The organism is Terrabacter sp. C0L_2 (assembly GCF_036352015.1).
Taxonomy (GTDB): Bacteria; Actinomycetota; Actinomycetes; order Actinomycetales; family Dermatophilaceae; genus Terrabacter; species Terrabacter tumescens.
Map to the genome: position 1 here is coordinate 2616268 of NZ_CP143557.1, position 26085 is coordinate 2642352.

The window sequence follows — 26085 nt, forward strand, 5'->3', positions numbered from 1 at the left end:
TCAGTAGCGCAGCAGGGCAGCGGCCTTCCCCGGCACCGGCAGGACGGTGAGCGGGACGCACCGGCCACCGTGTCGGATGGTCTCCCTGACGGCACTGTCGATGAGCACGTCGTCGTCCGGGGGCGCGGACGTCGGTGCCCCGTTCGGGGCTGCGCCCGCGGCTTGCGTGGCGTCCGTGGTCAGGAACAGGGTGTCGACGCGACCGTCACGGGACGCGGCGAGCAGCTGCTCCGGGTCGCTCGCGGTCAGCCCCGTCCCGTCGGCCTCGCGGAAACGGTTCTGCAGGACCTGCTCCCGTTCGGTGATCTCGGCGGCGACGAGCTCCCAGGCTGCAGCGTGCAGCTCACCCGCCGTGCGGTGCTCGGGGTTGCCCTCGATCGCCTGGTCCACGAGCGCCGGGTAGCGACTCACCTGCCGGTAGATCGGCAGGTAGTAGCCGACGCAGGCCAGCACGAGGGGCTCGCCCCGACGGCCGAACCGCTGGGTGAGCGGCTCGTCCACGGCCCGGAAGAAGCGCTCGAGAGCGGCCTTGTCGTAGTCGGCCTCGTTGCCCTGACCGTGCACCTGCTGCTCGAGGCGTCCACCCGTGTGTCCGCCCGAGTGGGACTGGCCGTGTCGCTCCGTCTCCTCCTGTGGGATGGCCTCACGCATCGAGGAGGGAATCGGTGCGAGCGGCAGCTCCGCCACCGTCTCCCGGGTCCCGTGCAGCAGTCGCACCCGGTTCTGCGCCAGCGCGAGCACGAGGAAGCCGCCGGAGGGCGTCACGAGCGGGATGAGGGGACGGAGGCGGAAGGCCTCTCCCACCACCACCTGCTCGCTCGGGGCGACAGGCAGCCGTGCATGCAGCGCCAACCCCGTTGCGACGAAGAGAGCCAGGCCCGGAGCGCGCACCCGCCAGAAGTCCTCGTCGCTCTCCAGGGCCCTCAGCTGAGCGAGGAGCTCGGTGGCGACCCGGTCGTCGACACCGGCCTCGGAGAGGTCTGCGGCGGCCTGCCGGACGAGGGTGCGCAGTCGCGACGGGCCGAGCCTGACGTCCGGACCCTGCACGCTCCTCGGCAGGTAGATGCTGACGCAGGGACCGTCGGCCTCACTGAGCCGGAGCAGGCTCTCGACCGAGACGAGGTCGACCTCGTCCCATGGTGTGCTCGGTGCGGCGGCTGACATCTGGTGGTTCATCGGACATCTCCTCTCGAGGGCTCAGCCCCCCGGCTCGCTCACCTCTCATGTCACCACTCGGTGCAGGGGCTGCGCAGGGTCCTAGGTCCCGTCCGGACTCCTCTGGTCTCTGAGCGGGCGTGGTCGAGCTCGGCCGACTGGCGGGCGGGGTTTGACAGAAGTTAGGTGAGACTTACTAAGGTAAGGCTTACCTAATGCTGTCTCGGGAGAGCGTCCGACAGGGGTGTCCGACAGGGGTGGCATGGGACCCGTCCCCGACAGAGAGACCTCATCGTGTCGCGCCTTCGCACCGCCCTCCTCGCCGCCGTCGCCGCGGCCCTCGTCCTCGCCGGTTGCACCACCGGACCGACCGGGGGTGACTCCTCGACTCCCGCCGGAGCGACCGGGGCGGGTGCGGTAGGCACGGGAGCCGACCCGGGGGCATACCCCGTCACCCTCACGGACGCCTTCGGCTCGGCCACGATCACGAAGGAGCCCCGGCGCGTCGTGACGCTCGGCTGGTCCGACGCCGACCACGTGGCCGCCCTCGGTGTCGCGCCGGTCGGTGCCCCCAAGGTGACCTGGGGCGGGAACAGCAGGCTCTCGACCGACTGGTTCGACGCGCAGCTGGCCACCTTCGGCGGCACGGCGCCGACGCGCTTCGACGACGCCGACGGCAACCCGGTCGAGGAGATCGCCCGGCTGGCCCCGGACCTCATCCTCGCGACGAACTCCGGCATCACCAAGGACGAGTACGACAAGCTGAGCAAGCTGGCGCCCGTCGTCGCCTACCCGAAGGTCGCCTACGGCACCGCGTGGCAGGACTCGCTCGAGACGATCGGCAAGGCCCTCGGTCGCTCGGCTCGAGCCGCCGAGGTCGAGAAGGAGACGGTCGCCGCTCTCGACGCCGCCAAGCGGGAGTACCCGCAGCTCGCCGGCAAGACCTTCATCTACGGCTACGTCGCCCCGACCGACCTCTCGCAGATCGGCTTCTACACCCCGAGCGACCTGCGGCCGCGGATGCTCACCGAGCTCGGCATGAGGAACGCGCCGTTCGTCGAGGAGAGGGCCAAGGGCTCCAAGGAGTTCTACCTGACGGTCAGTGCCGAGCAGGCCAGGACGCTCGAGGCCGACGTCTTCCTCACCTACATCACCGAGGACTCGGAGGTCGGGGTCATCACGAAGGACCCCCTCGTCGGCCAGGTGCCGGCGATCAAGGCGGGTGCACTCGTGGCGACCAAGGACCAGAAGGTGGGCCTGACGATGAGCTCGCCGACGCCGCTCTCCATCCCGTACATGACCGAGCTGTTCGTGCCGCTCGTGGCGGCCGCCGCCGACAAGGCCGACAGGGCCGACGAGGCCGGCAAGGCCGACGCGTCCTGATGACCGTGACGACGACCACCGACCGGGAGCGGGGGACGTCCGCGTCGGGCTCCCCGGCCCCGGCCGCCGGCATCGGTCGGGCCGGCGGACGACGCTCCTCCGCAGCCCTCGTCGCACTCGTGCTCGTGGTGCTCGCTGCTGTCCTCATCGCCTCGATCACTCTGGGGTCCAAGGCGATTCCGCTCGGAGACGTGCTGCAGGTGCTCACGGGCAACGGCGACGCCGCCGTCGACCGCGGCATCGTCGAGGCCCGCGTCGCGCGCACGGTCGTCGGACTCCTGGTCGGCGCGGCCCTGGGGGTCGCTGGCGCCGCCATGCAGGGGCTGACGCGCAACCCGCTGGCCGACCCCGGACTGCTCGGGGTCAATGCCGGGGCCGCCCTCGCGGTCGTCGTGGCCATCGCGGTCTTCGGCGTCGGCTCGCTCACCGGCTACGTCTGGTGGGCCATGGCCGGGGCCGGCCTCGCCGCCGTGCTCGTCCACGCGATCGCGGGTCTTGCCGGGGGAGGCCTGACGCCGCTGCGGCTGACCCTCGCCGGCGCCGCCGTCACGGCAGGCCTCGGGAGCTGGTCGTCCGGCCTGCTCGTCTCGAGCCGGCAGTCGTTCGACTCCTTCCGCTTCTGGCAGGTGGGGACCATCGGCGGACGGGGGCTCGACCTCGTCGTGACGGTCCTGCCGTTCTTCGTCGTCGGGCTCGTCGTCGTGCTGCTGGCCGTCCGGCAGCTCGACGCGTTGGCGCTCGGCGACGACCTCGCCCGGGGCCTCGGCGAGAACGTCGTCCTCGCCCGCGCGGCCGTGGCCGTCGGCGTCGCCGTGCTCTGCGGCGCCTCGACGGCGCTCGCCGGCCCGATCGGCTTCCTCGGTCTCGTCGTGCCCCACGTCGCCCGGTTCGTCGTCGGCCCCGACCACCGGCGGATCGTCCCGGTGTGCCTCGTCGCCGGCCCGATCCTCCTGCTGGCCGCGGACGTCGTGGGTCGGCTCGTCGCCCCGCCGAGCGAGGTCCAGGCGGGCATCATGACGGCCCTCGTCGGCGTCCCCCTCTTCGTCGTGCTGGTGCGCCGCGGGCGGATGACGAGCCTGTGACCACCGACCTGCTCACACGGCACGCGCCGCACGTGACGGCACCGGACCCGGCCGCCGACCTCGCCCGGGTCCGGGGCGCCCGTCGACGACCTGCCGTGCGGGTGCGCCTCGTCGTCACCGCGCTGGTCCTCTCCGCGCTGGGCGCCGTGCTCGTGCGGGTGCTCCTCGGCGACTACGTCGTGGCCCTCGCCGACCTGGTGCCGATCCTGCGGGGGCAGACGCTCCCCGAAGCGCCGGGTGCCTCGTTCATCGTCATGGAGGCCAAGCTGCCGCGCGCTCTCGTCGGGCTGCTCGCGGGCCTGGCATTCGGTGCCTCCGGCGCGATGTTCCAGACGACGCTGCGCAACCCGCTCGCGAGCCCCGACATCATCGGCATCAGCCTCGGAGCCTCCGCCACGGCCGTCGTGGCGCTGACCTTCCTCGACGCCCAAGGGCTCTGGCTGCCCGCTGCCGCCCTCACGGGCGCGCTCGCCGTGAGCCTGCTGATGTATGCCGTTGGGCGCGGCACCGCGCTCGCCGGCCAACGCATGGTGCTCGTGGGGATCGGCGTCGCCGCCCTGCTCGCCAGCGTCATCCAGCTCGTCCTGATCCGCACCTCGGTCCAGGACGCCCAGGCGGCACTCGTGTGGCTCACCGGCAGCCTGGCCCGCGCCACGTGGCCGGTCATCGGGCTGCTCACGCTCTGCCTCGCCGTGCTCGGGCCACTGCTCGCGGCCTCGGCCCGGTGGATGCGTCTCGCCGAGCTCGGCGACGACCTGTCGAGCACCCTCGGCGCGCCTCCCGCGCGGGCCCGGCTCGGCCTCGTCGTGGCCGTCGCGATGGCGGCCGTCGCGACGAGCGCCACGGGACCGATCGCCTTCGTCGCCTTCCTGTCGGGCCCGATCGCCCGCCGGCTCTGCGGCGGGCGGGTCTCGCTGTGGGCGGCGGCACTCGTCGGCGCCGTCGTCGTCGTGCTGTCGGACTTCGCCGGCGACTACCTCGTCCCCGACGTCAACCTCCCGGTCGGCGTCGTCACCGGCGCCCTTGGGGCCCCGCTCGTGCTCGCGGTCATCGTCACCGCGGGCCGCTCCGGAAAGGCGTGACATGACGACCACCCCGACCACCCACCACCCCGTCCCCGGGCCGGCCGACCCACCCCGGGCGGTCGCGGAGCCCGCCCTGCGCATACGCGGCCTGACCCTGTCCTACGACGGTCGCCGCGTCGTCGAGGACCTCAACCTCGACGTACCTGCCGGCAAGGTCACCGTCGTCGTCGGTCCCAACGGCTGTGGCAAGTCGACGGCGCTGCGCGGCCTGGCGCGCCTGCTGCGCCCCACCGCGGGCTCGGTGCGCCTCGTGGGAGAGGGTCGCGACGACGACGTGTGGTCGCTGCGCCCCAAGGACTTCGCACGACGGGTCGCGCTGCTGCCGCAGGCTCCGCCGCTGCCCGAGGGCATCACCGTCGTCGACCTCGTCGGTCGCGGGCGTCATCCGCACCACTCGCTCGGCCGGCGCTGGTCATCCGCCGACGACGGGGCCGTGACCCGGGCGATGCGCGCCACCGGCACGCTCGACCTCGCCGAGCGCCACGTCGAGGAGCTCTCCGGCGGCCAGCGCCAACGCGTGTGGATCGCCCTCACCCTCGCTCAGGAGACCGGGGTCGTCCTCCTCGACGAGCCGACCACCTACCTCGACCTCGCCCACCAGATCGACGTCCTCGACCTCCTGCGCGAGCTCAACCGCGCCCGTGGCACGACGGTCGTCATGGTCCTGCACGACCTCAACCTTGCCGCCCGCTACGCCGACCATGTGGTGGCGCTGCGCGACGGCCGCCTCGTCGGCCGCGGCGCGCCGGGAGACCTCGTCGACGAGGCGTTCGTCGCCCGCGTCTTCGGGCTCGGCAGCCGCGTCATCGCCGACCCCGTCACCGGCTCGCCACTCGTCGTCCCCACCTCCACCCCCTCGCAGAGCGGAACGTCCTCGTGACCACGACCACCGTCAACCCCGTCCTCCTGCTCACCGCCGTCGTGCGCAGCGTCGAGCGCCTCAGCCCGTCCTTCGTCCGGATCCGCTTCGGCGGCAACGGGTTCGAGCACCTCGGCCCGGACGGTCCCACGCTCGACCAGCGTGTCAAGCTGATCATCCCGGGGCAGGGCCGGCCCGCGCCGACCGCGCTCCTCGACGCCGACGGGTGGTATGCCGCGTGGCTCGCCCTCCCGGAGCGCGACCGCGGGCATCTGCGCACCTACACGGCCCGTGCCGTCGAGGGGGAGGGCGAGGGGCGCCTGCTCGTCGTCGACTTCGTGCTGCACGGCCCGGGGTCGCACGGCGCGGCGGCAGGCCCGGCGGGAGCCTGGGCGGCGGCCGCCGCGGTCGGCGACGAGGTCGGACTGCTCGCACCCCGACGCGGCCACGAGGGCCGCTTCGGGGGCATCGAGTTCGCGCCCGGCGCCGCCCGGCGGCTCGTCCTCGTCGCCGACGAGACGGCCCTCCCGGCGCTCGCGTCGGTCGTCGAGTCGCTCCCGGAGGGCGCCGAGGGGGTCGCCGTCATCGAGGTGCCGGAGGCCGCCGACTTCCTCGACGTCCGTTTCCCGACCGGGATCGAGCGCCACTGGCTGGCCCGCGGCGACCGCGTCCGGGGCGAGCAGACGCTGGAGGTGCTGCGCCGGTGCCTTCGCCTCGACACCGACGGCGGGCGCACCCGCGGCCGGCAGGCCTTCGGCGGGCCGTCCCTCGGCCGCGCGGCCGAGCTCGACGAGGACGTCTGGGAGACGCCCGTCCACAGCTCGTCCGGCGAGGACGTGGCCCCGGACCACGACTCCCCGGACACTCTCGGACCCGACGACACCTACGCATGGGTCGCAGGGGACTCCGACACGGTCAAGGCGTGTCGCCGGCTCCTCGTCGGCGAGGGTGGGATGCCTCGTCCGCAGGTCGCCTTCATGGGGTACTGGAAGCAGGGACGCGCGAGCTGACCAGCGCTCTCCCCGCCACGTCCGCACGGCGCGTCACGACGCGGCGCGCCGACCGGCATACGACCGCCTTGCGCGCGCCGGGCCTTGACAGGGGAGAATGCGCTGAGCGGCCACCGTCGTCCGCAGGTCGCCACGCCGTGGCGCCGCGGCTCCTCGCCGCGACCGAACGACGGAAAGTAGGTCCATGGAGATCTGGCCGGGCAAGCCCTACCCCCTCGGAGCGACGTACGACGGCTCCGGGGTCAACTTCGCGGTCTTCTCCGAGGCGGCCGAGCGAGTCGAGCTGTGCCTGCTCGACGACGACCTCACCGAGACGAGACTCGACCTGCCCGAGACGGACGGTTTCGTGTGGCACGGCTACGTGCCCTACGTGCAGCCCGGGCAGCGTTACGGGTTCCGCGTCCACGGGCCCTACGACCCCGAGAACGGTCACCGCTGCAACCCGAGCAAGTTCCTGCTGGACCCCTATGCCAAGGCGATCGAGGGCCAGGCCGAGAACGACCAGTCGCTCTACTCGTACACCTTCGGCGACCCCGAGGCCGCGACCACGACGAAGATCAACACCGACGACAACGTGCGCCACACGATGCACTCCGTCGTCATCAACCCGTTCTTCGACTGGGGCGACGACCGCCCGCCTCGCCACGAGTACCACGAGAGCATCATCTACGAGGCCCACGTCAAGGGTCTGACGATGCTCCACCCGGAGATCCCCGAGGAGATCCGCGGCACCTACGCCGGCATCTCGCACCCGGCGATGATCAAGCACCTCAGCGACCTCGGCATCACCGCCATCGAGCTGATGCCGGTCCACCAGTTCGTCCAGGACGCGCCGCTCGTGGACCGCGGGCTGTCGAACTACTGGGGCTACAACACCATCGGCTTCCTCGCGCCCCACAACGAGTACGCCGCCGGCGGCCAGCGCGGGCAGCAGGTGCTCGAGTTCAAGGCCATGGTCAAGGCGCTGCACGCCGCGAACATCGAGGTCATCCTCGACGTCGTCTACAACCACACTGCCGAGGGCAACCACATGGGCCCGACGCTGGCGTTCCGTGGCCTCGACAACAACAGCTACTACCGCCTCGTCAGCGACGACCTGTCGCACTACTACGACACGACCGGCACCGGCAACAGCCTGCTCATGCGCAGCCCCCACGTGCTGCAGCTCATCATGGACTCGCTGCGCTACTGGGTCACCGAGATGCACGTCGACGGCTTCCGCTTCGACCTCGCCGCGACCCTGGCGCGCCAGTTCCACGAGGTCGACAAGCTGTCGGCGTTCTTCGACCTCATCCAGCAGGACCCCGTCGTGAGCCAGGTCAAGCTCATCGCCGAGCCGTGGGACGTCGGCGAGGGCGGCTACCAGGTCGGCAACTTCCCGCCGCTGTGGACCGAGTGGAACGGCAAGTTCCGCGACACGGTGCGCGACTTCTGGCGCGGCGAGGGCGGCGCGCTCGGCGAGTTCGCTTCTCGCTTCACCGGATCCAGCGACCTCTACGAGCACTCGGGCCGCAAGCCGATCGCCTCGATCAACTTCGTCACGGCCCACGACGGCTTCACTCTGCGCGACCTCGTGTCCTACAACGAGAAGCACAACGAGGCCAACGGCGAGGGCAACAACGACGGCGAGAGCCACAACCGCTCGTGGAACTGCGGCGTCGAGGGACCCACGAGCGACCCCGAGATCCGGGACCTCCGGCTGCGGCAGCAGCGCAACTTCCTCACCACTCTGCTCTTCTCGCAGGGGGTGCCGATGATGCTGCACGGCGACGAGCTCGGGCGCACCCAGGGCGGCAACAACAACGGCTACTGCCAGGACAACGACATCTCGTGGATCCAGTGGGTCCTCGACGAGGACGACCAGAAGCTGCTCGTCTTCACGCAGTCGCTCGTCAAGCTGCGCCGTGAGCACCCGGTCTTCCGCCGCCGTCGCTTCTTCGCCGGCAACGCCGACCACGGCGGCGAGAGCGAGCTCGGTGACATCGCCTGGTTCACGCCCGAGGCCCAGCACATGGACGAGGAGAACTGGAGCAACGGCCAGGCCAAGTCGCTCATGATCTTCCTCAACGGCTCGGCCATCCCCGAGCCGGACCCGCGGGGGCAGCAGATCCTCGACGACTCGTTCCTCGTGATGTTCAACGCCCACGACCAGCCGCTCGCCTTCACGCTGCCCGACGAGGAGTACGGCGCGCAGTGGCTCCCCGTCATCGACACGGCGCTGCACGAGGTCGAGGAGAACCCCCTCGAGCCGACGTGGCAGATCCAGGTCCAGCCGCGCAGCATCGTCGTCCTCAGGTGTCCGCGCGAGATCGTCTCGCCCATCATCCCGGGCGTCACGGAGGAGGCCACCGCGTGAGGTACTCCAGCGCACCGGTCTCGACCCACCGGCTCCAGCTCGAGCCGGACTTCACCCTCGACGACGCGGTCGCGCAGGTGGACCACCTTGCGGCACTGGGGATCACGCACCTCTACCTGTCGCCGATCCTGCAGGCGAAGGTCGGCTCGAAGCACGGCTACGACGTCACCGACCACACGGCGGTGGCCGAGGGCCTCGGCGGCGACGCCGGTTTCGCCCGGCTCGTCGAGGCCGCCCACGCAGCAGGGCTGGGCATCGTCGTCGACGTCGTGCCCAACCACATGACGACCCCGACACCGCTCTCGCTCAACCGCCCGCTGTGGTCGGTGCTCCGCGAGGGCCGGCAGTCGGCATTCGCCACGTGGTTCGACGTCGACTGGGACGCCCAGGACGGCCACATCCTCATGCCCGTGCTCGGTGCCCCGCTCGACGAGGTGCTCGCCGCGGGCGAGATCTCCGTGGGGGAGCACGAGGGCGAGCCGGTCGTGCAGTACTACGACCACGTCTTCCCGCTGGCCCCCGGCACCGACGTGCGTATGCCGCTGGGTGACCTCCTCGACGCCCAGCACTACCGCCTCGCGTCGTGGACGGTCGGCGACTCCGAGCTGAACTACCGGCGCTTCTTCGACGTCACGTCGCTCATCGCGGTGCGCGTCGAGGAGCCCGAGGTGTTCGACGCGACCCACGCGCTGCTCGTCGACGGCATCCGCTCGGGCGCCATCGGCGGCCTGCGGATCGACCACCCCGACGGGCTCGCCGACCCCGAGGGCTACCTCGAGCGTCTCGGCGACGCGACCGGCGACGCCTGGGTCGTCGTCGAGAAGATCCTCGAGGGCGACGAGCAGCTCCCGCACACGTGGCGGACGGCCGGCACGACGGGCTACGACGCGCTGCTGCGCATCGGCGGGCTCTTCGTCGACCCCGCCGGCGCCGCGCCGCTCGACGACCTGTCGACCGAGCTCCTCGGCGAGCGGCAGGATCTCGCCGAGATCGTCATCGAGTCCAAGCGGTGGGTCGTGCAGGTCATGCTCGCCACCGAGGTGAGCCGGCTGATGCGGCTCGTCGCCCGGGCACGCCCGGACCTCGAGGAGGCCGCTGCCCGCGAGGTGCTCGAGGCCATGCTCGTCGGCATGGACCGTTACCGCGTCTACGTGCGGCCCGGAACCCCCGCCAGGGCCGCGGACCGCGAGGAGCTCGAGGCCGCCGCAGCGCACGGGGGTGAGAGCGTGAAGGCTGCGCCCGACGCCTCCACGGTTCGCGGCGTCGTCGACCTGGCACTGGGCGTGGGCGCCGTCCGGGACGAGGCCGCGCGTGACGAGTTCGTCGTGCGTTTCCAGCAGACGTGCGGGCCGGCCATGGCCAAGGCGATCGAGGACACGGCGTACTACCGCTACGTGCGGCTCGTCGGGCTCAACGAGGTCGGTGGGGACCCGACGCGGGTGGGGCTGCCGGTTGCTGAGTTCCACGGGTTCGCCGGGAGCCTGCTGCGGGAGTGGCCGCAGTCCATGACCACGCTGTCGACGCACGACACGAAGCGCGCCGAGGACGTGCGGGCGCGGCTCTTCGTGCTCGCCGAGCGCCCCGACGCGTGGGCGACCTGGGTGCGCGCGGCTCGAGAGCTCGCCACCCCGCTGCGCGCCGACGAGCTCGACGCGCTGACCGAGTACTTCCTCTGGCAGACCGTCGTCGGTGCGTGGCCGATCACCGAGGAGCGCCTGCAGGCCTACGCGCTCAAGGCGATTCGCGAGTCTAAGCTCCACACGCGGTGGACCGAGCCGGACGAGGCCTACGAGTCGGCGGTCGAGCGCTTCGTGTCCGGCGTCGTCACGACGCCTGGGATCGTCGCCCATGTGGAGGCCTGGGTCGAGGCGACGAGGCTCGAGACGCGGGCCAACGTGCTCGGCCAGAAGCTCGTGCAGCTGACGATGCCCGGCGTGCCCGACGTCTACCAGGGCACCGACCTCGTCGACCTGTCGCTCGTCGACCCCGACAACCGTCGCGCCGTCGACTACGCGGAGCGACGCGACCGCCTGGCGCGGCTCGACGACGGCGCATCCCCGGCCGACCTTCACGACGAGAAGCTCCTCGTCACGAGTGCTGCGCTGCGCACCCGCCGCGAGCGCTCGGCGTGCTTCACCGGCGAGGCTGCGACCTACGTGCCGGTCGGCACGACGTCGGAGCACGCCGTGGCCTTCGGACGCGGCACGGGGGAGGGCGTCGACGTCGTGACCGTCGTGACCCGGCTCGCCGGGAGGCTCGCTGACGCAGGCGGCTTCGGTGACGCCGACCTCGAGCTGCCCGACGGCCGGTGGTGCGACGTGCTCTCCGATCGCACCTTCGGCGGCGGCGCGACCCGTCTCGCCGACGTGATCGGCCCGGACGGCCTGCCGGTCGCCCTGCTCGTGCGGGTAGGGGACGAGTCATGAACGCCCCCACCGCCCCCGACACCGGCACCATCCGCGTCTGGGCGCCGCTCGCGTCGCGCGTCGACGTCCTCGTGACGCCGGTCGAGGGTCGGCGCGAGCCGACGTCCGCCGCCCGGCGCCACGCCATGACCGCCGAGGACGGCGGCTGGTGGTCGTGGACGAGGCCCGACGCGGGCACGCTCGACTACTCCTTCAGCCTCGACGGCGGGGACCCGCGTCCCGACCCGCGCAGTGCCTGGCTGCCGCACGGAGTCCACGGTGCGAGCCGCACCTTCGACCCCGCCGCGCACACCTGGGGCGACGGGGACTGGCGGGGCACCCGCGACGGCCGCGGCGTGCTCGGCGGCGTCGTCTACGAGCTGCACATCGGCACCTTCACCCCCGAGGGCACCCTCGATGCCGCCATCGGCCACCTCGGGCACCTCGTCGACCTCGGGGTCGACGTCGTCGAGGTCATGCCGGTCGCGGCCTTCGGTGGCACGCACGGCTGGGGGTACGACGGCGTGGCGCCGTATGCCGTCCAGCAGGCCTACGGGGGCCCCGCCGCGTTCCAGCGCTTCGTCGACGCGTGCCACGCGCGCGGTCTCGGGGTGTGCCTCGACGTCGTCTACAACCACCTCGGACCCACGGGCAACTACCTCGCCGAGTTCGGGCCCTACTTCACCCCCACGCACACGACGCCTTGGGGGCCGGCCGTCAACCTCGACGCCGACGGCAGCACCGAGGTCCGCCGCTGGGTGATCGACAACGCGCTCCGGTGGTTCCGCGACTTCCACGTCGACGCGCTGCGCCTCGACGCCGTCCACGAGCTGCGGGACGAGTCCGAACGGCACGTCCTGGCCGAGCTCTCCGACGAGACCGCCTCTCTCGCAACGCAGCTCGGGCGTCCGCTCGACCTCATCGCCGAGAGCGACCTCAACGACGCCGTCATGGTGACGCCGACCGCCGAGGGTGGCCGCGGGATGACCGCGCAGTGGGACGACGACATCCACCACGCCCTCCACGTCGCGCTGACTGGCGAGACCCAGGGCTACTACGCCGACTTCGCCGGCGGCACCGAGGCGTGGCCCGAGGGTGGACCCATCTCCGTGCTCGCCAAGACGCTCTCCGATGCCTTCTTGCACGACGGTCGGATGTCGACGTTCCGGGGCGCCGTCTGGGGCTCCCGGGTCGACCAGGAGGCCCGCTCCGGGCACGAGTTCCTCGCCTACCTCCAGACCCACGACCAGGTCGGCAACCGCGCCACCGGTGACCGCATCAGCGACCAGATCTCACCGGGGCTGCAGGCCGTCGGCGCCGCGCTCTACCTGCTCTCGCCGTTCACGGCGATGGTCTTCATGGGGGAGGAGTGGCGCGCGAGCACCCCGTTCGCGTTCTTCACCTCCTTCGAGGAGGACTGGCTCGCGGACGCCGTCCGCTCCGGCCGACGCGCGGAGTTCGCGGCCCATGGGTGGGACGAGGCCGACGTGCCCGACCCGCAGGACCCCGCGACGCGCGCCCACAGCGTGCTCGACTGGAGCGAGCCGACCGCGCCCGGGCACAACGAGATGCTTCACTTCTACCGAGAGCTGATCAAGGTGCGCCGCACGCAGCCCGACGTCGCGTCCGGTGACCTGCGCGCCACGTCGGTGCGCTTCGACGAGGACGCGAAGTGGATCATCCTGTCGCGTGGTGAGGTCCACGCCGTCGCCAACCTCGCGGGCCGCTCGCAGGTGATCCCCTTCGACGGCGAGGTCCAGCACATCCTCGCGTCGTGGGGCCGGGCACCGATTGTCGACAGCAACGGCGTGCGCCTCGACGGCCACGACGTCGCGGTCCTGCGCACCACCACCATCTGAGCAACCCCCACCCCCAACGCCCACTCGAGTGGCCGCTGCGTCACTCCTGCCCCAGGCAGGGGTGGTGCGCGTGGGGCCGGGTGGCCACTCGAGTAGCGGCGCGGGTCCACCCATCTCCTACTCGAGTGGCCGCTGGGGCACTCCTGCCCCAGGCAGGGGTGGGACACGTGGGGCCGGGCGGCCACTCGAGTGGGCGCGCGGGCCTACGGATGCGTCCGCATCAGGACTGCTTGACGCGGACCATGCCCTCCTGTGCCGTCGTCGCGACGAGGGTGCCGTCCTGGCCGTAGATCTCACCGATCGACAGGCCGCGTCCGCTCACGGCCGACGGCGACTGCTGGGCGTAGAGCAGCCACTCGTCGGCGCGGACGTCCCGGTGGAACCACATCGAGTGGTCCAGGCTCGCCACCCGCAGGCGCCGGTCGGTCCAGACGAGGCCGTGCCGTCGCAGCACCGGTTCGAGCAGCGAGTAGTCGCTGGAGTAGGCCAGCACGGCGGCGTGGAGCAGCGGGTCGTCCGGCAGCCGCTCGACGGCGCGCATCCACACGTGGTTGGTCGCCACCTGCTCGGCACCCGCGTCGAGGAACATGTTGCTCTCGACGGGACGAAGCTCGATCGGGCGCGACTCGGCGATGTGGCGCGCACCCGGGTGGTCGACGCCGCGGAAGGCGTCAGCCAGGGATGCCAGCCCGTCCGGACCGGGGACGGCGGGCATCGTGTCCTGGTGGTCGAGACCACCGGCCCGCTCCTGGAAGGAGCAGGTCATGGACATGATCGGGGCCCCCTTCTGGACGGCGTGCACGCGCCGGGTGGAGAAGGAGTTGCCGTCGCGCATCTCCTCGACGGCGAAGCGGATCGGCAGGGTGTCGTCACCGGGTCGCATGAAGTAGCCGTGGAGCGAGTGGATGGGGCGCGCGCCGTCGCCGTCGTTGACGTCGCGCACCGTGATGCCGGCGGCCATGACGCATTGAGCCAGGACCTGCCCGCCGAAGACCCGACCATGGGGCATCTTCTGGCTCCGGCCCTCGAAGACCCGGGCGGACGACGCCCCGATCGATTCTGCGGCGTCGCGTCCCTGGACGTCGGTGACGGCGATCTGGGCGGTCCCGACGTCTCGGAGGGTCAGCACCTCGAGGAGGTCCTCGAGCGGGGGGAGCGGGCGCGGCTCGGAGGGGGCGTCTGCAGTCACAGCACGACCCTAGTGGTCCCGTCTGATCGGCCGTCGCGGCCGGCGACCGGGGTCACGCCTCCATGGCCAGGGTCATGGGCAGCACCGCAGGCGCACCAGCGTCGCGGAGCAGGCCGGCGCAGACCGTGAGGGTCCAGCGCGAGTCGCTTACGTCGTCGATGAGCAGCACCGGTCCCGGGATGCCACTCAGGGACGAGGCGAGCCCGGCCCCGACGGCGAGGCGACCCCAGACGTTGGCGAGCCGGAAGGCGCTGTTGCCTCCGGTCTCGCCCACGGGACCGCCCTCGACGAGGTCGAGCGCGCCGAGATAGGGCAGTCGGCCGAGCTGGCCCAGTCCCGCGGCGAGCGACCCGACGAGGAGGGGACGCCGGCGAGACGGGACCGAGACGATCGCGGCAGGACGCTCCTGCCAGCCCCATCCGGCGAGGACCTCGACGCAGGCGCGCAGCACCTCGGCGGGCACCTCACGGTCCTCGCCGCGGAGCAGCTCGCGCAGCCGCTGGCCCCACCCGAGATCGCTGAGGCGGGCCAGTGCTCGGCCCTCGTCCATGGCGACCGAGGGTGCGATCTTGCCCTTCAGCGGGACGCCCAGACGGTCCATGCCCGGGGGCCACTGGGCGCGGGACTCGAGCACGACGCCGGGGCGCTGGAGTCGCGAACGGGCGGTGTTGACCGCGGCCTCGGGGATCGTCGTGTCGAACCAGGGCTCGACGCACCGGTCGCAGCGCCCGCACGGCTCGGCGGAGTCGTCGTCGAGCGTCTCCTGCAGGAACGCCATGCGGCAGCGGTCGGTGCGCTCGTAGTCGACCATGAGCTGCTGCTCGCGCTCGCGTGCCTCGCTGACACGGCCGTAGCGCTCGGCGTCGTAGGTCCACGGCTCGCCCGTCGCGGTCCATCCACCCGGCACGCGATGGACGGCCCCGTCGACGTCGAGCACCTTGAGGAGCAGCTCGAGGCGGGTGCGGCGGACGTCGACGATCGTCTCGAGGGCCACGGTCGACAGCGCCTTCGGTGACTCCGAGAGGGCACGGACGACGGCGTCGGCCTGGTCCTGCCGCGGCATCGAGGCCGAGGCGAAGTAGCGCCAGATGTCCTTGTCCTCGGGGCCGGGCATGAGGAGCACGTCGGCGCGCTCGGTCGCGCGACCGGCTCGACCGACCTGCTGGTAGTAGGCGACGGGGGACGAGGGCGCGCCGAGGTGCAGCACGAAGCCGAGGTCGGGCTTGTCGAAGCCCATGCCGAGCGCGGAGGTCGCCACGAGCGCCTTGACCTCGTTGTCGCGCAGTGCCTCTTCGAGCCTGATCCGCTCGGACGGCTCGGTGCGACCGGTGTAGGCGGCCACCTGGTGCCCGGCGTCGCGCAGCGCCACGGCGACGTCCTCGGCCGCCGCGACCGTCAGGGCGTAGACGATGCCCGAGCCGGGGAGCTCGTCGAGGTGGGCGATGAGCCAGGCCAGCCGCTGCTCGGGCGCCGCGAGCGGGAGCACCCCGAGTCGCAGGGACGCCCGGGCCAGCGGCCCACGGAGCGTCAGCACGTCACGGCCGCCGGCGCCGAGCTGCTCGACGACGTCGGTGACGACTCGCGCGTTGGCGGTCGCCGTCGTCGCCAGGACCGGGGTGCGCTCGGGCAGCGTCGTGAGCAGGTCGCGGATGCGGCGGTAGTCGGGCCGGAAGTCGTGCCCCCAGTCGCTGATGCAGTGCGCCTCGTCGACGACGAGCAGGCCGCACGACTCGGCGAGCGCCGGGAGCTGCTCGTCGCGGAAGCGGGGGTTGTTGAGGCGCTCGGGGCTGACGAGCAGCACGTCGACCTCACCGCGAGCGAGGGCGCCTGACACCGCACCCCACTCGTCGGCGTTCGTCGAGTTGAGCGTGACGGCCTTGATGCCGGCTCGCTCGGCGGCGGCGATCTGGTCGCGCATGAGGGCCAGCAGGGGGCTGACGATGACCGTCGGGCCGGCGCCCTCGGCGCGGCGGAGGGCGGTGGCGACGAAGTAGACGGCCGACTTGCCCCACCCCGTGCGCTGCACGACGAGCACCCGACGGCGCCCGGCGACGAGCTCGTTGATGGCCTCGAGCTGGCCGTCGCGGAAGTCGACGTCGTCACGGCCCACGAGTCGCCGCAACGCCGTCGTGGCCCGCTCGCGCAGCCCGGGGTCGACGTCGGCGACGGACGGAGCGGTGGGTGCCGAGGTGGAGGGTGACGTCATGGCACCCAACCTACGTGGCCCCACGGACACGCCCGAACGGCATACGCAGGCTGTGGACGCCGGGGCTGTCCACGCAGGGGGATGTGGACGAGCGCGACCTCGCGAGGCTGGAAGGATGGGCCCATGACGCAGACCGAACCGCAGGCGAGCCCCTATGCCGCGCAGGTGTCGCTGCGCTGGTCCGACATGGACGCGTACGCGCACATCAACAACGTGCAGTTCCTCCGGCTGCTCGAGGACGCCCGCGTCATCGCCTTCCGCGACTGGTTCGACGGCGGGGGAGCGGGTGACAAGACCCTGCTCGACGAGGGCGTGCTCGTGTCGCGTCACGAGATCGAGTACCGCCGTCCCCTCGGCTTCCGGCACGCGCCCGTCGAGATCCAGATGTGGGTCTCACGGGTCGGCGGTGCGGGCTTCGACGTCGCCTACATCGTCACCGACCCCGACGGGGTGGGCGAGGGCGAGCGCCCGGTCTACGCGGTCGCCGAGACCGAGCTCGCGCTCTACGACTTCGCGAGCGAGTCGCCCCGCCGGATGCGCGCCGAGGAGCGCGCCTCCGTCCGTGCACACCTCGGCGAGCCCGCTCCCTTCCGGAGGCGTCGCCGGTGAGCGCCGCCCCGCAGATCGACTTCGGCGACCCGCGCGGTCTCGCCGATCTCGGCACCTACCTCGCGCGCGCGAGCCGCGCCAACCCCGACGGCGCCGTCCGGCTCCAGGTGCTCGGCAACCTCCTCGTCACGACGGTCGCGGTCATCGAGGGGACCGGACTCCTGGGTGAGGGCACCGTGCTCGGGATGCGCGTCGTCACGATCGCACCCTCCGACGCCGTGGACGCGACGGTGTCGTTCGCGTCGGTGAGTGACCGGCTCGCCCGCGACGGGGCGGGGTCGGTGCTGAGCGTCCCGCCGACGACCGTCCGCGCCCCGTGGAGCGGGCTGACACCCCCGCGAGACGGCTGGGAACCCGTTGGACAGCTCGAAGGTGAGGTCGTCGACTCCATTGCGCGACAAGGGATCTCGCAGGTCGCCGAAGGCACTCCGGAGAATGCCGGCGGTCACGCAGTCGAGTCGCTCCGGAGGCGCACGTGGGGCGCCATGAGTGACACCGTCCCGCCGATCGCGGCCGGACTCGCCTTCGGGGCTCACGTGCTCGGGTTCACGGCTGCCGGGGAGCGTGCGTCGATCGCTACCCACGGTCGGTGGACCCGTCTCAGCACGTCGCGAGGTCACGTCCTCGTCCGCTGAACCGATGGCGTATGCCGTGTGGCGGGGCTGATGGTCCGTCGCCTCGGGCGCCCGTCCGTCAGGTGCGACCCGTCCAGGTCCCGCGCTCGACGAGGACCTCCTTGAGCACGTCTATCCGGTCGCTGACGAGCCCGTCGACACCGAGGTCGAACAGGCGCCGCATCTCGTCGGCGTCGTCGATGGTCCACACGTGGACCTGCTTGCCGTAACGGTGCGCCGTCTCGACGAACTGGGCGGTGACGATGCGAACAGGCCTGCCCCGCATGGGGATCGACGGCGGGACCTGGAAGACGTCAGCCGGGGTGCGGAAGATCCTGGTGAGGACCCCGGGGGCGAAGCGAGCGAGGGCCGTGCCGACCTCGGCGGCGGCCGTGGCGACGGTGCCGCGCGCCAGGCGACGGAACTGGGAGATGTTGCGCTGGGAGAACGAGCCGACGCACACCTGGTCGTGCAGGCCGCGCTCCTGGATGAGGCGCCAGAGGGGCTCCGCCGTGCCGGGGGCCTTGAGGTCGATGTTGAGGTTGATGTCGGGCCAGGCGTCGAGGACGTCGGTGAGCAGGGGGACGTGGCCACCGTCACCAACCTCGGCGTGCGACACCTCCGACCACGGGAGGTCGCGAATCAGGCCTCGGGCGTTGCTGACGCGGTCGAGGCGCGTGTCGTGGAAGGCGACGAGCCGACCGTCGCGGGTGATGTGCACGTCGGTCTCGAGGTGCGTGTAGCCGAGGTCGACGGCGTTGCCGAAGGCCGTCATGGTGTTCTCGAGCCCCAGGTTCGGCGCGTAGAGCGACCCGCCCCGATGGGCCAGTGCCACGGGCGTACGAGAGAGATAGGCCCGCGTCGTCATGGCACGAGGCTAGACGAACGAGTTGGCAGGGTCCGGAGGTCAGTTCCGTGAGGTCACGCACGAGCGCGGGCGAGCAACCGTCATTCGCCGTCGGCGTGAGGAAGTGCCAGGGGGGTGCGCGACATGCGTTCCCGCCAGGAGCCGTCGTCTCCTTCGCGTGACATCACCGACTCGATGATGTCGAGGGCTCGACGAGTCGGGGCGAGCGCTGCGACCTGGAAGGGCCACAGTTCAGGTTCGGGCTCTGCGCGCCACTGGAGGTCGATGCGGGAGATGGCCTGGCTCCGGGTGCAGTCCCACGCGTGAAAGCCGTCCCGGTCGACGTCTCCGGCCGCTACGAAGCCTTCCCCGATGAGCTGCGTGATGACCTCCATGACGGCCACGTGGAGCTCAGCGGGGTCCTCGACCCCCAGCATCTCTCGAACGGTGGACCGGACGAGCCCGAGGTCGATCCAGTCGTAGATCGTTCCGAGGAGCAAGTCCTCGACGACTGACCGCTGTGGATGTTCGAGCGTCACTGGATGTGGACCTTCCGTATCTGGTCGTCGGCGTAGCGCACGTCGATCGTCGCACCGCCGCTGCGCGAGCTGACCCGCAGGCCCACCTGGATGCCGTCAGGACGCTCGAACCATTCGCCGGCGTAGCCTGGCCGCATGCGTCGCGTGGCGCCCACGGTCAACCGGTCGAACAGATTGCGGAGAGACTGTTCGTCAGGAACCATGAGCACGCCTCGCGACCTACCGCGTGGCAGCTTTTCCAGCTCCGGAATCGTCCCCCGTGACGCGATCACGGGGACCCGGTCCGTGGGGCCCAGGCGATCTTTGAGCCGGTCGACGGCCGTGGACCCTGAGCCGGACTCGGCCTCCTGAAGGGCGGCCTCGGCTGCAGCGTGGATCTCGGCGGCGCGGGCCGTGCGCAGGGCTTCGGCCGTGGGCAGCGCCGGGCCCCGCGCTGCCCCGACGGCCATGGCGGGAAGGACGGTGTCGCGGGTGCCGGTGATCGCCGCGATGCGGTTCGCCAGCTCCGAGCGACGGGTGTCGTTGCGCTCGGTCTGGGCGAGCTCGACGTTGGAGCGGACCATCGAGATGACCAGGTCGTCCAGGGCGGTGCGCAGCGTCCCGCCCTCGGCGTACGTCTGCGCCGTGGAGAACAGCCCCGTGACTCCGCCCCGGAAGATCATCGCGATGACATGCGCCGCCTCCGCGAGTCCCTGCCAGGCCCTCCGGTTGAGCACGTCCTGACGTCGAGCCACGTCGACGAGCGCGGCGGACGCGGACTGGTCGAAGAACCCGAGGCGCACCACGTCGTACCCAGCCTGCACCGAGCGTCGGGCTTGATCGAGCTCGTGCTCGACGAGGCGGTCGTATGCCGCGCCGGTCTCCCTGGCGTGCAGGCCCATCCCGGTGTCGACGGCCAAGGCGCCGACGATTCCGGTCAGCTCGTGCGTGTCCAGCCAGGGCTGCGCTCCGGTCGAGGTGGGCGCGGCGTACCGCGCTGCCGGGGCCCCGAGGGTGGGCGTGGTCAGTGCGAGGTCGACGTTGTCGCGCATCGCGGAGAGCCACTCGACGACGAGGGTCTCCAGCGGCGCTGTGGCGCGGGAGTAGATCCGTGTGGTGGAGGCGTCGAGCATCGCGAAGCGGCTCGTGCGCGAGACCTCGAGCATGATGCGAGCCCGGGTCTCGGCCATCCCCATCGCCTCGCCGTCTGTGCCGTCCGCCGCAGCCGATGAGGCGCTCATCAGCAGTGATCTCAGGTCGGCGTCCGAGGCGAGCCCGAGGTCGGAATGTGTCTCGATCCCGTTGGCCTCGTGGGTGATCCACCGTCGCACGAGGTGCTCGCCGACCGTGAGCCGGTCACCGCGAGAGTTGGTGAGTGCGCGTCCGGCGACTGCGGAGTCGGGGAGCGGCTCGGCCAGCAGGGCGGCCGCGGCAGAAGGGTCATCGCCGACGTGCCCGAGCAGGACGTGGAGCGCGTCGCCGGTCTCGGCGGCGTCGTCGAACCACGACGAGAACGACTGTCCGGCGTCGGGCAGCAGCGTGCTGCCGTGGCTGAGGGCGGTGTCGGCATCACGGGTCTCGGCGATCTCCGAGGCGGCTGCCGCAGCCGCGGCTCGTCGCGCCAGACGCGCCGGGAGACGTCGGTCATCACCCGTGGCTCGCGCGCCCGTGAGCAGCTGACCGAGCAGCCAGGTGCCCGAAGCGCGGCCGCCACTCGGGTCGGTGTGCACGGTGTCGAGGCCGGCGACCAGCTCGTCGGCCAGCAGGGCTGCACCTGAAGCCAGCTGGGCGCGGGTCCGTGGGTCGGTGCCGGCCGGCGCCGCGTGGCTCGTCGCCGTGACGACGAGCGAGCCGAGGGCGCCCAACAGAGCACGCACCCGGTCGACCTTCGCCCCGGACGCCGTCTGCGCCACGCCCGCCGCCATGAGCAGTCGGGACAGCCCGTCGCCGCGGAGCTCGGACATCAGGGCCTGCGCGTAAACCGGGTCCTCGCCCCGCGACCGGAGCCTGGCGGTCAGAGCATCGATGTCGCCAGCCGAGGCCAGCCCGCCGCCGACGGGTGCGGCAGCGGCCATGAGCCGCCGCGCCAGCAACCCGTCGGCGATCGCCGCGTCTCGCGACGCCCGTGCCGCGACCGCTCCGTCGGCGAACCAGAGGCCGCCGGTCACGACGGTCCGCACGGCTGCTGCGCTGGTCGCCGTACCGGCCGGCAACGTCGTGTCGGTGACCGCGGCCACGAGTCCCGCGCACCGCCGAGCGGTCGCGCGCAGCTCCTGGACGACGCCGGCGTAGGAACGGCTGAGCCGTGCCCGCCCCATGAGCTGGTCGGACCGTGCTCGCTCGGCACCCAGCACGCCGACAGCCCCCGTCGGGTCGGGCAGCGCCGCGAGCCGGAGGACGGCCAGGGCGTGCTCGGCGTCGAGCGCGTCCCACTGCCGTTGCAGCGACCGCACTCGGGCGACCGCGTGCTCGAGCGCCGCGGCATACGTCAGCAGGGACCGGGACGCGCCGGGGAGCGCCTCGACCACCAGGCGCGCCCGAGCGCCCAGCTCGTCGGCCTCGACCCTGGCCGCCGCAGCGGCCTCACCGGTCCACACCGCACCGAGGCGAGGTCCCAGCGTGCCGCGCACTGTCGTGGTCGCGCGGGCGCGTGCGGCTGCCCGGTCGAGCGACCGCGCCGCGGAGCGCAGGCCGGCGACATCCCCGGACGGCAGCGGCAGCGCGAGCTCTCCGGCGATCGCTGCGGCCGAGTGCCCGACCTCGGGTGCCCGGCTCACCGCAGTTCCGGCCGAGTCGAATCGCCATGTGCTGCAGACACGTCCGTGGTGACGGCTGAAAAGCCCGCGGTGACGAGCAGCTCGACCGAGCGCATCTCCAGGGTCGACCTGTCCAGCCGGTCACCGAGGGCAGCCGCCGCGTCGGCCAGGGCGTCGAAGGCGTGGGCGTGGACGACGTGGAACCGCTCGATCGCGGTCCTCAAACCGTCGGCCTCGTCGCCCAGGGCGACCGCGGCGGACGCCCCGGCAGAGGCCACGGCCGACGCGCAGGTGCTCAGCTCGGCAGGGTCGTGCGAGAGGGCCAGACGCGCGCTGGACACCCCGTGGGTGTCGAAGGAGTAGCGCGTCATGCACCGACCGTAGGAGAGCCAGCCGCGTCGCCCCGGCCGTCATCCACAGGCCTGGGTATGCCGTGAGGCCCCCGTCCCGAAGGACAGGGGCCTCACGTGCTGGTGGCCATTCAGGCAGCCACCTTCAGATGCGTCAGGACCAGCGGGCCCACACCGTCGTGTCGGTCGGGACGAGGCCGGCCTCGAGCGGACCCGAGGCGACGATGACCTCGGCGCCCTCGGGCAGCGCGACGGGGTCTGCACCGAGGTTCGCCACAACGAGCACCCGGCCGTGCTGGGACGAGCCGTTGGTCAGCGCGACGACGTCAGCGGCATACCCCTGCACCCACGTGAGCGAGCCCGTGCCGAGCGAGAGCTCGCGGCGCGCGGCGAGGAGCGAGCGGTAGAGCTCGAGCGTCGACCCGGCCACGCCCTCCTGCCGGTCGACGGCGTAGTCGGCGTAGACGTCGGGCTGGGGGAGCCAGGTGCTGGCGCTCGGACCGAAGCCCAGCGACGGCCCGTCGGCCGACCATGGGATCGGCACGCGGCAGCCGTCGCGGCCCGTCTCGGCGCCGGCCGTGCGGGCGAAGGTCGGGTCCTGGCGGAACTCGGCCGGCATGTCGGTCGAGTCCGGCAGACCGAGCTCCTCGCCCTGGTAAATGTAGGCGCCTCCGGGCAGCGCGAGCATCAGGGCCGTGGCCGCGCGGGCGCGGCGCAGGCCGAGCGCGCGGTCGGGCTGCGGGTCGGTGGCCGAGATGCCGTTCATCCGCGGCGTGCCGGGGGCGTAGCCCAGACGCGACGCGTGGCGCACGACGTCGTGGTTGGACAGCACCCAGGTCGAGGGCGCGCCCACCGAGTCGGCGGCGTGCAGCGAAGAGGTGATGACCGCACGCAGGTCCTCGGCGATCCACGAGGCCGTGAGGAAGTCGAAGTTGAACGCCTGGTGCATCTCGTCGGGGCGGACGTAGGCGACGGCGCGCTCCTGCGGCTCGACCCAGGCCTCGGCGCAGAGGATGCGGTCGGGCGTGCCGTAGGACTCGAGGATCTTGCGCCAGGCGCGGTAGATCTCGTGGACGCCGTCCTGGTCCCACATCGGGCTGCGCTTCGTGTGGTCGATGCGCGGCGCCTCCTCGGCCGGGGCGTGCTCGCCCTCAGCGCGCTCGTGCTCGGCGTGACCGAGCATCGTCGTGCGCTCCTCCTCGGTGTCGGGCAGGCCCTGCTCCTTGATGAGGCCGTGCGCGACGTCGACACGGAAGCCGTCGACGCCCCGGTCGAGCCAGAAGCGCAGGATCGACTCGAACTCGGCGCGCACCTCGGGGTGCTCCCAGTTGAAGTCGGGCTGCTTCGTGTCGAAGATGTGCAGGTACCACTGGCCCGGCGTGCCGTCGGCCTCGGTGACCCGCGTCCAGGCGGCGCCGCCGAAGACGGACTCCCAGTTGTTCGGGGGCAGCTCGCCGTGCTCGCCGCGGCCCTCGCGGAACATGTAGCGCTCGCGCTCGGCCGAGCCCGGACCGGCGGCGAGGGCAGCCTTGAACCACTCGTGCTCGTCGGAGGAGTGGTTGGGCACCATGTCGACGATGACCTTGAGGCCCAGCTCGTGCGCCCGGGCGATCATCGTGTCGGCGTCGGCGAGCGAGCCGAAGATGGGGTCGATGTCGCGGTAGTCGGCGACGTCGTAGCCGGCGTCGGCCTGCGGCGAGGTGTAGAACGGCGAGAGCCAGATCGCGTCGACGCCGAGGGCGCGCAGGTGCGGCAGCCGGGAGGTGATCCCGGGCAGGTCGCCGATGCCGTCACCGTCGGCGTCGGCCCACGAGCGCGGGTAGATCTGGTAGATGACCGCGTGCCGCCACCAGGCGGCGTCCGGGCGGTCCGCGGCGTGCACGGGGGTCGCGTCCTCGCGAATCACCACGTCGTGCGTCGAGTCGAGCGCGGACACGAGCTCGGAGTCGTTGAGGGTCTGGGTTGCTGATGGCGTCACGGGCCACCATCGTTCCTCATCGGACCGAAAACTCAAAGAAATTTCTGCAACTTCTTGCAACGCGTCGCTCGTGGACCGCGGTCGAGCGCCTGGGCCCACCGTCCAGCGCTTGGGCCCGCGGTCGCGGGTGCCCTGCGAGCCCGCCCCCGCCCGGCACTACGGTCGGGTTCATGACGACCTTCGTGACTGCTGCGTTCTGCCTCGTTCGCGACGGGCGGCTGCTCACCGTCCGCAAGTCCGGGTCGAGCCGGTTCATGCTGCCCGGCGGCAAGATCGACCCGGGGGAGAGCGCTCGAGAAGCAGCCGTCCGCGAGGTCATGGAGGAGGTCGGCGTCGACGTCTCGGGGGTCGGCGAGCCCCTTGGGCGCTTCCACGACGTCGCCGCCAACGAGCCGGACGCGTGGGTCGACGCGACCGTCTACGTCACGCACCTGCGGCCCGAGGACGCCCCGGAGCCCCTCGCCGAGATCGCCGAGCAGCGCTGGTTGGGTCTCGACGACGACCTGCCCGCCGACTTGGCGCCGTTGCTGCGCAACCACGTCGTGCCCTCGCTGCGAGCCCACCTCGCCGCACGCTGAAGGGCGCCCCCGCCGAGACGGGGACGCCCTCGTCGGAAGGCTCGGTCAGCGTGGCCCGTCGTGCATGCCGATGACGCCGGCCTTGGCCGCCTTCTTCACGGCGTCCGCCTCGGCCTGGGTCAGCTTGCCGTCCTTGACGGCCTGCGCGAGCCGGTCGTCGAACGCCTTTGTCTCGTCGGCCTCATGAGCGGCCCGGAGGTCTGCGAAGGCCGCCTTGACCTTGGCGGCGTCGATGCCGAGCTTGCTCGCGAGCTTCGTGGCCAGCTCGTCCTGCATCGTCGCCGGGTCCGGCTTGGTCGTCGGGGGCTTGCCGGGGGTGCGGCCGGCCCGCAGCTCGTCGCGCACGGCCTTGAGGGCGTCCTCGAGCTTGCTCTGGTCGACGCCGAGCTTCGTGGCGAGTGCCGAGAGGTCCGCACCCTTGCCCATCCCCATGCCCATCCCCATCCCCGGGCCGCCTCCGTGGCGACCGCCGGGGCCCCAGCCCCTGCCGTTGCCGGGCATCCCGGGGGCGCCGTCGGTCGTGCCCTTGTTGGGGTCGCCCTGGGTCGAGGTCGCCGAAGGCGTGGGGGTCGTCGTGGTCGCGTCGTCGGCGCGGGCCACCTGGGTGACGCCCAGCCCGATGACGGCCGCAGCCGCGCCGACGGCGGCGATGCCAGCCGCCTTCCTGTTGAGCGGCTTGCCGTTGATCGACACCATGTGCGTCCCTCCGTCGTGGTCGCCGGGCGTGCGCCCGAGCGTGGATTCACCTGGGTCCAGAGAACACCCGGGCCGGCACCGTCGAGCCGTGAATGGGCTGTGAGTTGCTGTGAGTCCCTGGGGCGGCCCGACGTCAGCTCGACGTCAGAAGGTGCCGTCGGGGCCGGGCGCGTTGACGAGGGAGTATGCCGCCCGCGTGAGGTAGTCGCGCAGGCGGTCGTCGTTCTCGGCTGAGAGCTCGAGGGTGTCGACGGCGTTCATCATGTGCAGCAGCCAGCGGTCGCGCATGTCGGGCGTGACCTGGAACGGCATGTGACGCATCCGCAGCCGGGGGTGGCCCCGCTGCTCGGAGTAGGTCGTCGGGCCGCCCCAGTACTGCTCGAAGAACATCCGCAGACGCTCCTGGGCTGGCCCGAGGTCCTCCTCGGGATAGAGCGCGCGCAGCGGCTCGTCCTCGGCGACGCCTCGGTAGAACTCGCGCACGAGCTTGTCGAAGGTCTCGTGGCCGCCGAAGTCGTCGTAGTACGTCACGCCGGACAGTCTCCCAGAG

21 protein-coding genes are annotated in these 26085 nt (G+C 72.1%); 11 read left to right on the plus strand and 10 right to left on the minus strand.

Going from position 1 to position 26085, the window contains the following annotated elements; genetic code table 11:
* Positions 1-1176 (minus strand): baeRF3 domain-containing protein, encoded by a 1176-nt coding sequence (locus U5C87_RS12010; RefSeq protein WP_330472817.1) that lies wholly within the window; start codon positions 1174-1176, stop codon positions 1-3.
* A 273-nt stretch (positions 1177-1449) separates the two neighbouring features.
* On the opposite strand from U5C87_RS12010, the gene U5C87_RS12015 reads away from it, so the two are divergent.
* From U5C87_RS12015 to treZ, 8 genes are all read left to right on the plus strand, one after another.
* Complete coding sequence (locus U5C87_RS12015; RefSeq protein ID WP_330472818.1) at positions 1450-2538, plus strand: iron-siderophore ABC transporter substrate-binding protein; 1089 nt, start codon at positions 1450-1452, stop codon at positions 2536-2538.
* A complete protein-coding gene (locus tag U5C87_RS12020) occupies positions 2538-3620 on the plus strand; it encodes a FecCD family ABC transporter permease (RefSeq protein WP_330472819.1) in 1083 nt (360 codons plus the stop codon). Before U5C87_RS12015 ends, U5C87_RS12020 begins: the two co-directional genes overlap by 1 nt.
* The gene (locus U5C87_RS12025) at positions 3617-4702 is read left to right on the plus strand and encodes a FecCD family ABC transporter permease (protein WP_330472820.1); all 1086 of its coding nucleotides are present in this window, start codon (positions 3617-3619) and stop codon (positions 4700-4702) included. The genes U5C87_RS12020 and U5C87_RS12025 overlap by 4 nt, the downstream gene beginning before the upstream one ends.
* A gap of 1 nt (position 4703) precedes the next feature.
* Positions 4704-5585 carry an ABC transporter ATP-binding protein gene (locus U5C87_RS12030; protein WP_330472821.1) on the plus strand — a complete coding sequence of 294 codons (882 nt, stop codon included), beginning with the start codon at positions 4704-4706 and terminating at the stop codon, positions 5583-5585.
* On the plus strand, positions 5582-6574 hold the full coding sequence (locus U5C87_RS12035; protein ID WP_330472822.1) for a siderophore-interacting protein: 993 nt from the start codon (positions 5582-5584) through the stop codon (positions 6572-6574). Before U5C87_RS12030 ends, U5C87_RS12035 begins: the two co-directional genes overlap by 4 nt.
* Before the next feature lie 184 nt (positions 6575-6758).
* Entirely contained in the window at positions 6759-8930 is a 2172-nt protein-coding gene (glgX, locus tag U5C87_RS12040; RefSeq protein ID WP_330472823.1) for a glycogen debranching protein GlgX, read from the plus strand.
* On the plus strand, positions 8927-11356 hold the full coding sequence (gene treY, locus U5C87_RS12045; RefSeq protein ID WP_330472824.1) for a malto-oligosyltrehalose synthase: 2430 nt from the start codon (positions 8927-8929) through the stop codon (positions 11354-11356). Before glgX ends, treY begins: the two co-directional genes overlap by 4 nt.
* Complete coding sequence (gene treZ, locus U5C87_RS12050) at positions 11353-13194, plus strand: malto-oligosyltrehalose trehalohydrolase (RefSeq protein ID WP_330472825.1); 1842 nt, start codon at positions 11353-11355, stop codon at positions 13192-13194. The genes treY and treZ overlap by 4 nt, the downstream gene beginning before the upstream one ends.
* A gap of 220 nt (positions 13195-13414) precedes the next feature.
* On the opposite strand, the gene U5C87_RS12055 is transcribed toward treZ, so the two are convergent.
* Positions 13415-14383: an acyl-CoA thioesterase gene (locus U5C87_RS12055; protein ID WP_330472826.1), complete on the minus strand. Its 969-nt coding sequence runs from the start codon at positions 14381-14383 to the stop codon at positions 13415-13417.
* Positions 14384-14435: 52 nt separating this feature from the next.
* Positions 14436-16589 (minus strand): RecQ family ATP-dependent DNA helicase, encoded by a 2154-nt coding sequence (locus U5C87_RS12060; protein WP_330472827.1) that lies wholly within the window; start codon positions 16587-16589, stop codon positions 14436-14438.
* A gap of 123 nt (positions 16590-16712) precedes the next feature.
* On the opposite strand from U5C87_RS12060, the gene U5C87_RS12065 reads away from it, so the two are divergent.
* On the plus strand, positions 16713-17198 hold the full coding sequence (locus tag U5C87_RS12065) for an acyl-CoA thioesterase (protein WP_330472828.1): 486 nt from the start codon (positions 16713-16715) through the stop codon (positions 17196-17198).
* A complete protein-coding gene (locus tag U5C87_RS12070) occupies positions 17195-17833 on the plus strand; it encodes a hypothetical protein (RefSeq protein WP_330472829.1) in 639 nt (212 codons plus the stop codon). Before U5C87_RS12065 ends, U5C87_RS12070 begins: the two co-directional genes overlap by 4 nt.
* A gap of 58 nt (positions 17834-17891) precedes the next feature.
* Here the strand turns inward: U5C87_RS12070 and U5C87_RS12075 are convergent, their stop codons facing one another.
* The 5 genes from U5C87_RS12075 to U5C87_RS12095 form a co-directional block, all read right to left on the minus strand.
* Positions 17892-18680, minus strand: coding sequence for a glycerophosphodiester phosphodiesterase (locus tag U5C87_RS12075; RefSeq protein WP_330472830.1), 789 nt, complete (start codon positions 18678-18680; stop codon positions 17892-17894).
* Positions 18681-18760: 80 nt separating this feature from the next.
* Positions 18761-19198, minus strand: coding sequence for a hypothetical protein (locus U5C87_RS12080; RefSeq protein ID WP_330472831.1), 438 nt, complete (start codon positions 19196-19198; stop codon positions 18761-18763).
* Complete coding sequence (locus tag U5C87_RS12085) at positions 19195-21954, minus strand: hypothetical protein (RefSeq protein WP_330472832.1); 2760 nt, start codon at positions 21952-21954, stop codon at positions 19195-19197. Before U5C87_RS12085 ends, U5C87_RS12080 begins: the two co-directional genes overlap by 4 nt.
* Positions 21951-22304: a hypothetical protein gene (locus tag U5C87_RS12090; protein WP_330472833.1), complete on the minus strand. Its 354-nt coding sequence runs from the start codon at positions 22302-22304 to the stop codon at positions 21951-21953. Before U5C87_RS12090 ends, U5C87_RS12085 begins: the two co-directional genes overlap by 4 nt.
* Positions 22305-22437: 133 nt before the next feature.
* The gene (locus U5C87_RS12095; protein ID WP_330476686.1) at positions 22438-24192 is read right to left on the minus strand and encodes a glycoside hydrolase family 13 protein; all 1755 of its coding nucleotides are present in this window, start codon (positions 24190-24192) and stop codon (positions 22438-22440) included.
* 239 nt (positions 24193-24431) lie between these two features.
* Here U5C87_RS12095 and U5C87_RS12100 point away from each other — a divergent pair, with 239 nt between their 5' ends.
* Complete coding sequence (locus tag U5C87_RS12100) at positions 24432-24839, plus strand: NUDIX hydrolase (RefSeq protein WP_330472834.1); 408 nt, start codon at positions 24432-24434, stop codon at positions 24837-24839.
* A 45-nt stretch (positions 24840-24884) separates the two neighbouring features.
* Here the strand turns inward: U5C87_RS12100 and U5C87_RS12105 are convergent, their stop codons facing one another.
* Positions 24885-25535: a hypothetical protein gene (locus U5C87_RS12105; RefSeq protein WP_330472835.1), complete on the minus strand. Its 651-nt coding sequence runs from the start codon at positions 25533-25535 to the stop codon at positions 24885-24887.
* A 144-nt stretch (positions 25536-25679) separates the two neighbouring features.
* The gene (locus U5C87_RS12110; RefSeq protein WP_052358985.1) at positions 25680-26066 is read right to left on the minus strand and encodes a globin; all 387 of its coding nucleotides are present in this window, start codon (positions 26064-26066) and stop codon (positions 25680-25682) included.
* Between the last annotated feature and the right edge of the window lie 19 nt (positions 26067-26085).